General features: G+C 48.4%; 9 protein-coding genes. 2 read left to right on the forward strand and 7 right to left on the reverse strand.

The genetic code is table 11. The annotated features are described in order from the left end of the window. Positions 1-74: 74 nt before the first annotated feature. Together ACPV3A_RS33445 and ACPV3A_RS33450 are read right to left on the reverse strand one after the other, a co-directional pair. Complete coding sequence (locus ACPV3A_RS33445; protein WP_194541702.1) at positions 75-1586, reverse strand: response regulator transcription factor; 1512 nt, start codon at positions 1584-1586, stop codon at positions 75-77. Then, complete coding sequence (locus ACPV3A_RS33450) at positions 1579-3402, reverse strand: sensor histidine kinase (RefSeq protein WP_426204126.1); 1824 nt, start codon at positions 3400-3402, stop codon at positions 1579-1581. Before ACPV3A_RS33450 ends, ACPV3A_RS33445 begins: the two co-directional genes overlap by 8 nt. A 184-nt stretch (positions 3403-3586) precedes the next feature. Between ACPV3A_RS33450 and ACPV3A_RS33455 the strand changes: the two genes are divergently transcribed. After that, positions 3587-3925 (forward strand): L,D-transpeptidase, encoded by a 339-nt coding sequence (locus ACPV3A_RS33455; RefSeq protein WP_194541700.1) that lies wholly within the window; start codon positions 3587-3589, stop codon positions 3923-3925. A 99-nt stretch (positions 3926-4024) separates the two neighbouring features. Then, a complete protein-coding gene (locus ACPV3A_RS33460; protein ID WP_220686017.1) occupies positions 4025-5104 on the forward strand; it encodes an AI-2E family transporter in 1080 nt (359 codons plus the stop codon). Between the two features lie 96 nt (positions 5105-5200). Here the strand turns inward: ACPV3A_RS33460 and ACPV3A_RS33465 are convergent, their stop codons facing one another. The 5 genes from ACPV3A_RS33465 to ACPV3A_RS33485 all read right to left on the reverse strand — a co-directional run bounded on the left by ACPV3A_RS33465 (position 5201) and on the right by ACPV3A_RS33485 (position 9277). Then, the gene (locus tag ACPV3A_RS33465; protein ID WP_194545109.1) at positions 5201-5596 is read right to left on the reverse strand and encodes a hypothetical protein; all 396 of its coding nucleotides are present in this window, start codon (positions 5594-5596) and stop codon (positions 5201-5203) included. 19 nt (positions 5597-5615) lie between these two features. Next, complete coding sequence (locus ACPV3A_RS33470) at positions 5616-6302, reverse strand: uracil-DNA glycosylase (protein WP_426204175.1); 687 nt, start codon at positions 6300-6302, stop codon at positions 5616-5618. An 859-nt stretch (positions 6303-7161) separates the two neighbouring features. Next, positions 7162-7614: a phBC6A51 family helix-turn-helix protein gene (locus tag ACPV3A_RS33475; protein ID WP_426204129.1), complete on the reverse strand. Its 453-nt coding sequence runs from the start codon at positions 7612-7614 to the stop codon at positions 7162-7164. A gap of 16 nt (positions 7615-7630) precedes the next feature. After that, a complete protein-coding gene (locus tag ACPV3A_RS33480; RefSeq protein ID WP_426204131.1) occupies positions 7631-8197 on the reverse strand; it encodes a hypothetical protein in 567 nt (188 codons plus the stop codon). A gap of 12 nt (positions 8198-8209) precedes the next feature. Further along, the gene (locus tag ACPV3A_RS33485) at positions 8210-9277 is read right to left on the reverse strand and encodes a hypothetical protein (protein ID WP_426204133.1); all 1068 of its coding nucleotides are present in this window, start codon (positions 9275-9277) and stop codon (positions 8210-8212) included. Positions 9278-9353: the final 76 nt, after the last annotated feature.

The raw sequence follows: 9353 nt of genomic DNA on the forward strand, positions 1-9353 counted from the left end.
GAAAGCAGTTTCACATAGGCGAAAAATTAAAGGTATTATGGTGAAAATAAAGAAAAAAACTCTGATTAAATTAATCAGAGCATTCCTCGAAAATCCCTCGGCGATACGCCGACGAATTTTTTGAACTGTTTATAGAAATAACCGGTTTCCCAATAACCTACATTTTTTGCAATATCCTGCACTTTCGTCGAAGTGTTTCGGAGCAGCTCCTTGGCACGTTCAATCCGGTATCGGTTAATATACTCCGTAAAGTTCTCTCCTGTCTCTTTATGGAACAGATGCCCCAGGTAGACGGGATGAATATGATATTGGGCGCCTAACACCTTCAGTGACAAATCCTCGTTATAATGGTGCTGGATATGATGCAGAATCTGCTGGATGACAGGACTCTTCACGTCATTGTTGAGCGAATCGACCAGCCCGCCAACTCCTTCCTTCACGGCCGTAATCAGATCGTCGATCGATACGGAATCCATAATATCGGTAATCGTATTTTTCACAAAATCAGGGGCTGCCGTGTATTGGATATCGTTCAGCTCCAGCTTCAGGCGAATGACCATCTCGACCGCGATGCTCTTGAGTGTCGTTGGGATCATCCCCTGCGTATGACGAAGCCGATCAAAATCACTGTCAATCAAATCAAACAGCACCTGTTTATCCCTTCCGGCGATGCCTTTGGCATATTCGGGCCACTGTACGGAATAGGATTCCGCCGCTTCTCCCTTCTTGGCCTGAACATCAACATAATCCACGTAGGAGGGCTGCTCTAGAACGAGATAGTATTCCTGTGCCTCCTTGGCGTGAAGATAACTGTCCTTATAATTACCGCCGAGGCTTTCCACGCTGCCAAGCGAGATGGACAACTCTTCTTCATAGCAGTACTCGCGCACCTGCTGCAGGAGCCGGATGGCTCTCGCTTTTTCCGTGTCCGGGTCTTTCATCATAAAAATCACCACGTGATCGCCGTCGTTGTCCCGGAAATACAGAACACCCGGCTCCTGATCCATTAATTGATACAGACAGCTCTCCAGCGGCGTGAAATCGGCTCTCAGAATAGACGCCATGACGTAAGGCAAATTCAGATTCAGCCCCAGAAGGGTCGCCCGCTCCTCCAGCTCCTCCGGCTCAATCCGGTCCGTGATCCAGCGATACAGAATATTGCTCCGCAAAATGTTGATGTCGTACTCGTCCAGTCTCATTTCCCTTCTGGATTTGTTCATTTTATCCGTTGTGCTGGCAATCGTTTCTTCCAGTTCCTTCAGATTGATTGGCTTGAGCAAATAATTCTCGATCCCCAGACGCATGCCTTCCTTCAAATAGGCAAAATCGTCGAAACCGCTCAGGATGATCACCTTCAGATTACGGTTTAATTTACGTGCGCCTTCAATCAATTCAAGTCCCGTCATGACAGGCATCGATATATCCGTAATAAGAATATCAACAGGAATGACCGCCATCTTCTCCAGCGCCTTGCGCCCATTCTCTGCATGACCGACCACCTCGATGCCATACTTCGACCAATCCACGACGTCATATAATCCCTCTATAATGAACGGCTCATCGTCCACGATAAACACTTTATACATCGTTATTCAGCTTCCCTTCTGCCACCGGAAATTTGACTGTCACCGTCGTACCGTTACCCGGCTCACTCTGGATGTCCATTCCGTACGAACTTCCAAACGTCAGCTTTAACCGCTCATTCACACTCCGCAGACCAAACGATTCTTCACTCGACTCGGCCATCTCCAGCCGGGATTTGATCTCCTCTAGCTGCTCCGGCTCGATCCCTTTCCCGTTATCCTTAATCTCGATCACGACATCCCCATCCTGCTGCGCCGCGTTTATCGTCAGCCAGTTATCATCCTGGTCGCTGCGCAGCCCATGAACGATGTAATTCTCAATCAGTGGCTGCAGTGACATTTTCATCATCGGCACATGCTTGATTTGTTCCTCACAGTGCATTTTGTAAATATACTTGTCCTTATAGCGAATGCGAAACAGTTCCAGATAGAGCCTGCACGCCTCCAGCTCATCCTTCAGCGTATAGTGGGACTTGTGCTGAACGATATTCTTGAACAGCATCGATAAGCTGTAGATCATATCGCCAACATCCTGCGCCCCTTGCGAGAGAGCTCTCATTCGAATCACTTCGAGCGTATTATAAAGAAAATGCGGATTAATTCTGGCTTGCAATGCAGACAGCTCCGCGTTCTTCTGGTTAATTTCCGCCTTGTACACCTTGTCGATATACCGGGAAAGCTCGTCCAGCATTTCATTAAAGCTGCCCGCAATTTGCCCCAGCTGATCATCCTTGGTATCCTGCATACGCGCCACGAACTCTCCCTTCTCAACCTTACGCATAAAACGGATAATGTTATCTGTCCGCTTGGAGTAATTCACGATCATCAGCGAAGGAATGGACACAGCAATCACGATGCACAGCAGGGCAGCAATCATGATGGTGCTCTGCACGCCATGGAAAGATTCAGCGATCTCACGTTTAGGCGTAATGCCAACCACCGTATAACCTGCCTGATTGTGCGCTGCCGTTGTAATATACGATTCTTCATCGAGGTTCACGGTTTCCTTGGAATTCAGCAGCCGGTCGGCATACGGATATTTCTCGCCGTAATATTTGCCTGAGGAATCAAACATTACGCGGCCGTCGCCGGATAAAACCATTACGGATCCCTTCAATGGATCTTCGCCACTGTTCAGGACGGCACCCAGTGCTTCCGTTCGATATAAAATAACCAGCTGCCCCAGATTCTTGTAGGTGGTCATATCATTAATCGGGCTCCGGATCGAGAATAACGGTAATGTCACGTCTCCGGCCAGCTTACGCACCCATAGATTCGGCAATGTGACACTCTGGCTTTCGAGGGCCATCACGTCGGGGATGTAAGAATGCGTCGCATTCGCCTGATAGAGCCTTGTCATGCTGCCCTGCTTGTAAACATACACATACTGCTTCTCGGCACTGTACAGCATAATATTCTCGATATCCGGATCATCGTCCAGCCTCTGCTTAAAGTAAGCGACCACGCTATCTGAATTGGACTGCCCTCCGCCCGCAATCCGGTTCATTCGCTTCGCCATGTACTCATTAAACGAGTTCATGAGGAAATAGGAAGTGTCAATGCCTAGAGAGGTGTTGCGATACAGCTCATTCACATAGGACTGCGCATTCACATATTTTTGATTCACATGCCGTTCCACCCGCTCAACCGCGCTTCGCTGAATGTCCAGTTCACTGCGAACGGCCGATTGAAACAAGAAATAATACATAAGAAAAGATAAGGTGACAATGGTAACCACCGCAATCAGGGAGATTAACAGCAGCATCTTGGTAAACATATTATTTTTGATATATTTTTGATAAAACCTAGCAGGAGACATCGGTTTCCCCTTCCTGATGCAAACGTTGTTACTGCGTAACATATTAAATATAACATCGGCAGACCGTCACCATTGGATGAAATTTCTACCAAGTTATGAAGGTGTAATTTGCCTATTTTAGATCAATTTAGGGGCCGGTATTCCCCCTGGTTCATAGCATGAATCAGGAAGGAGAGGGTTTACAATGCCCCAATACCGCATTATTGTCGATTTATCCGATTATCAGCTGCACCTGCTGGATGGCAACATCGTGGTACGTACGTTCCCGGTTGCCATCGGCAAAATGGCTACACAGACGCCGCCAGGCAATTACACCATCATCAACAAGCAGCCAAATCCCGGGGGACCGTTCGGAGCCTATTGGTTAGGGTTGTCCAAACCCCATTACGGCATCCATGGAACGAACGACCCTTCATCCATCGGACGCTCCGTTTCCCTTGGATGTATTCGGATGTACAACGAGGATGTGACGGAGCTGGCTTCCCTCGTGCCCATCCATACCCGGGTCACCATACGAAACTGATAACATAAACTGGTGATTTCAAATCCCTCCAAATTGGTTAAATACAAATGTTACATAGTACCTATGTATTTACTAATCGTTGTATGGAGGGATTTGCCCATGATGCAGAGCAAATATTTCAGGACATGCTTTGGCATAATCGCACTGCTCTTGATCATTTATCTCGGTTCCGAAATCAGCTTTTTGTTCCGGCCAATCGTCTCCATGTTCAATATGCTGATCGTTCCCGTCGCGATGGCCGGCTTCTTCTATTATCTGCTCAGGCCGATCGTAGACTACCTGGAGCGGCGGAAAATCAAACGATCCATTGGCGTCCTGATGCTGTATTTCGTGTTTGCCGGTCTCTGCGCCATCTTCGGCATTGTGGTGTGGCCGACACTGCGCGAACAAATCGAAAATTTTATCAGCAATACCCCCTTTTTGGTAGAGGGCGTGCAGGAACAGATTGACCAGCTGCAGCAGAATCGATTCTGGTCACGCTATATACCAACGGAATCCGAGCTGTCCACCTCACTGACGGAGTATATGAATCGGATCATTACCTGGATCAGCAACTCCATCAACAACCTGATTACCGTTGTATCGAGCGTTGTCGTTATTATTGCTACGATTCCGATCATTCTGTACTACATGCTGAAGGAAGGCGGCAAGCTTCCGCCCAGGCTGCTCAGTGTCCTGCCAAGACGATACCGCCGCGATGGCCAGGAGGTGCTGGGTGAGATCGATACGGCACTCAGCAATTTTATTATCGGCAAAGTGATCCTGAATCTTATACTTAGCATGATGATTTATATCGGATTTCTGATCATCGGGCTTCCCTATTCTTTGCTCTTGACGGTCATTTCCTTCTTCTTGAATTTCATCCCGTATATCGGAGCGCTGCTGGCGACCATTCCCGCCGTCATTATCGGATTTATCGAATCTCCTTCCATTGCGATATGGTCCGTTGTCGTTATTGTCATCGCACAGCAGATCCAAGATAATATTCTGACACCGGTCATCTACGGGAAACAGCTTGATATTCACCCGTTGACCACGATTGCCCTCATCCTTGTAGGCGGCGATTTCTTCGGGCTGCTGGGCATCCTGCTCGCCATTCCGGCTTACATGATCATCAAAATTATCGTGGTACGGATTTACGAACTGTTCCTTGCCGAAAAAGTAGAAGACGCATCATGAACTCGCCTTACTGGAGACATACATTTCCATTTGCACAAAAAAGGACGTCCCCGCCAACTTCACGATGGCTGCTGGGGACATCCTTTATTTAAAGAATCACGCATTGCCGCGCAAGGATCGAACCACAAAATAATGCTCGTCCTTGCGCAATATCATGCCATTTGACAGGGTAACGGTATCCTCATCGTGAGAAGTCAGGATGGCCTGTGATGACACCAGTCGGTTGCCCCTCCATATCATGACGGAAGATCCGAAATAGACGGCATTATCGAATTGAATGGTATGGTTCACGACATAACCGATGGAGTTCAAGGCCGGGTATGCGTTTCTCGGCATAATTCTATGAATGGCACGAAACGGTATAACAAGCTCACCCGGCCCAAGAATCACTTTTTCCTGAACGGGGTCCCATCCTTTCAACACACCTTCAACCGTGCTTTTTGCCCCGTCTAAACGCTGAATGACAACATGACGACCAATCCAATGTTTCATGAAGGTCACCTCTCGCGGATTATTCATCTCCATCGCCCGGCGTGTTCGGAATGTCCCAATTCACCGGATCCATACCCTTTTGCATTAAAAAAGCATTAGATGCTGAAAATGGACGACTACCGAAGAATCCTTTATGCGCTGCAAACGGACTCGGATGACTGGACTCAAGCACCTTATGCCGGCTTCGGTCTATGAAGGAGCCTTTCTTCTGTGCGTAACTTCCCCATAATATAAAAACCATCGGCTGATCGCGTTCATTCAGTTTCGTAATGACCGTATCGGTGAATTTCTCCCACCCGATCCCTTTGTGTGAGTTCGGCTCGCCTTCGCGAACCGTAAGCACGGCGTTAAGCAGCAGCACCCCTTGATCCGCCCACGATTGCAAGGAACCGTGATTGGGAATCGAGATTCCCAGATCCGAAGCAAGCTCCTTATGTATATTTCGTAAAGACGGAGGAATCGCAACCCCGGGCGAGACGGAAAAGCTCAGCCCCTGCGCCTGTCTACGACCGTGATAAGGGTCTTGTCCCAAAATAACGACTCTCGCCGATTGGTACGATGTTTGCTGAAGAGCCCGAAATATATCTTCCTTGGGGGGATACACCGTGCAGCGCCGGTATTCCTCGTCCACCCGTTCCATCAACGCTTGAAAATAAGGCTTATCCATTTCTCCCTGCAGAATAAGGTCCCAATCATTGTTAAACATCCGCATGTCTCCTCTCTCCTCTCACACAGGCCAGCATGGAATCATAAAAGAATGCGATTTCTATAATCGGAACACCAACATCTTCCGTTCAATTTGAATCAAATAACAACACGCATCATGTGTTGACCTTGTGTCGATTTAAAAAATAAGCCGGCACCCATACGGGGGCCGACTTATTTTGCATCTTACCAGACGCTGTTATAATGCCGAGGACGGGGGTCGAACCCGTACGGTAGTCACCTACCGCAGGATTTTAAGTGGTTTGCACCACTTAACGCAGTCCCATTGCGGATTTACAGCGGTTTTATACGTTAAATCGGCGATAGGTACACGAGGACCTCACCGTTAATTTATCCGTGATGTTATAGCGTGCCCCTTCGCTACTGTGCGTTTCACGTTTTTCTATTATACGGTAATATTCGCGGATGTACAAGCAATTCTATAACGCAAAAAAAGCGCAGCCTCGACGGAAACTACTTCCGCTAAGACTGCGCCTGATATCGTTAATTTTACTGCGAAAAAAAATCGGACTCCCGAGATAAAAATTTTGCGCGGATTGATCGGAGACCAGGTGCGCAACTCGATTTCGGATAGGCCCCCCGGTAATACTTTAACGCATTAACGCGTAGACTCTTACACAAAATTCGGATTTTGCTCCTATGTCTGATTCCGATAAACCGCGTGGTTGAGCCATTCTTCGTTTTCTTCCGTCCGGATTCAAAACGTAATATTCCGCATTATTCACCGTTTATGCATCGTTTATACAGCGAAAACAGGCGTTTGACCCCTGAGGTACAGGCGCGTCCCTGTCGCAGGCGTTCGGCGGGTGAAACGCCATTTTCCGTCCGATTTCGTCGTACTATTTGCCGTTAATCATCTCGTCTAATGCGCTAATATCCTGACGCAGATCATCCTCGGACTTGTACGACGGTTTACCTTCGCGACGATCTTCGATAATCTCGACGTTCTTCACGAGTCCGCGCATCTTCGCATACAACTCCAGACTTTTCACCGAAGGGATACCATTCGGACCACCTCTCCACGCCTTGACAACGCTTCGGTTAAACTCGTCATGCATTCCGCTCATTTGTACGTCGCTAAGATACGCAACATAGGCGTTAAAATCCTCGTCGGCCTTCCACTCAAATAACGTTGATCTGGCGATGCCAATTTTCTCGGCCAACTCCGTCATGGTCAGCTTCTTCTCGCCTTCACCGGTCAGCTCGTTCCATTCGTTCTGTACGTACAATTGCGCAGCCTTTTGTTGTTGTGGCTTAAGCGCAGATTCAAGTTGTCTTTTCCGTTTACTCATTCGTCATTCCTCCGTATTATAGCAGATGTTTTATCGATTCATAGTGCGCCATTGCTTCCGCGTACTCTTTATCGAAGTCCATACGTTCAATCTCCGCCGCGATCCGTTGTTTTCGATCATAAAACGTCTCTGTCGATTGGTAATCGTGGTAGACGTCGCCCATATCCGTAAAGCGAATCGCAAGGCTAAGCGACGATAAGTCGTTCCTTGTTGGTCCGTCGTATTCTCCGCTGTTCACCAAGTCATTAACACGTTTCATATGCTTTAGGATTGCGCCAAGTCCTGCAGCAAACCAGCTTAACGTACCTACCTTTGATTTCGAGAGCAGCGCGGCAATTTGCCGGTATTCCTCTAACTTCGAGAGGTCAATGGTAGGAGCGCCGCCTTCCGCAATTATGGACGCATATTTAACCGCGATCTTCTTAAACGGAAGCAGCCGGTTATACAGCGCAAAGGATAACGTTTCCTCAACGAAATCCTCAGGCGCTTCTTCCGGCACGCCTCGTTCAATCCGGATCTGGCGTAGTCGCTCCGTCAAGTCTGCGATAGAATCACGTAATTCATCGTTTGTTTCGTATCTCATATATCCGCCTCCTTATTGTGCCAAGTCGCGCACGAGTCTGCCGACGAACTCGTTATAATCCATTCCGTTGTTGATGTGGATTGGACCGGTAATGTTCACTACAGGCGCAGTCTTTTTGCCGTCACCGTAATTAGCGCCACTCTCGCCACGGTACCGTTTAGATTCTTCGCGAGTCAAAACGGCCTCACCGGCGTGTAATCTTGCAACGTATCCATTATATGGAATATTCGCAATTCCACCGTTATGGCCGCGCAAGTGACCGACCAAGGCGTCAACCTGAGAATCCGTAATCTTCGTCGTATTTGGAACTACTGGCGCGTTACTTCCTCCGCCGATTACCTTCGAGCTGTAGATCGAGTCCGGATTACTCTTCACGTCTTCCCATACGCTCGAACTGTACCCCATCGCGGCCAGAGCAGCACCACCGCCAAGCACGTACGGATTAATCGCTAATGCTGCGACTTTACCGCCTTTGCCTCCGCCACCTTTGCCGCCTCCCTTACCTCCGCCACCACCGAGAAACTTAGCTGCAGCTCCGCCGCCAAGTAAAGCCGCGAGTAACGGATCGGACAGAACGCCTTTGATGATGCCTGCGCCGAGATCTACGCCCAATTTAGCGGCAGCACCGAGCAATTGAGGCGACGCACTTAACGCAGCTCCGAGCGTGTTTGTGAGGTCTGTTGCGATCGCCTGAACCTTTGCTCGGCCCTCGGCGTTGTACCATGCGTTAAAGTCCTCCATAAGTGTGTTGAAGATGTATTTTACTTTGGCTTGGATATCCGGCAGCTTCGCGAACTCTGGATTATTGATGAAGTTGTTATTGATGTAATCCGTTGCCTTGCGTACCATGTTGACGGCACCCGAAACGAAACCACTAAACACATCAGATCCCCACGCCTTGAGTTTTTCGAATGCGGCGCTATCCAGCCATTTATTGAAATCACGGAGCAACGGAGCGATTTTATCAAGGCCACGTGTCCCCATTTCCCTAAGTGACGTTGTTATCTTACCAATCGCCTTGTTGTACTGGCCGAGCGACGTCCTTGATTGTGCCTCGATCAGTTCATTACTTGCACCCATCTTTTCGAATAGCTTATCAAGTTCCCGAAGTTGGTCAGCAATATCTAAATTTTTGATATCGTTCAGAGCTTTCTTC

It is taken from the genome of Paenibacillus sp. Dod16 (assembly GCF_049893405.1).
Classification (GTDB): domain Bacteria; phylum Bacillota; class Bacilli; order Paenibacillales; family Paenibacillaceae; genus Paenibacillus_AQ.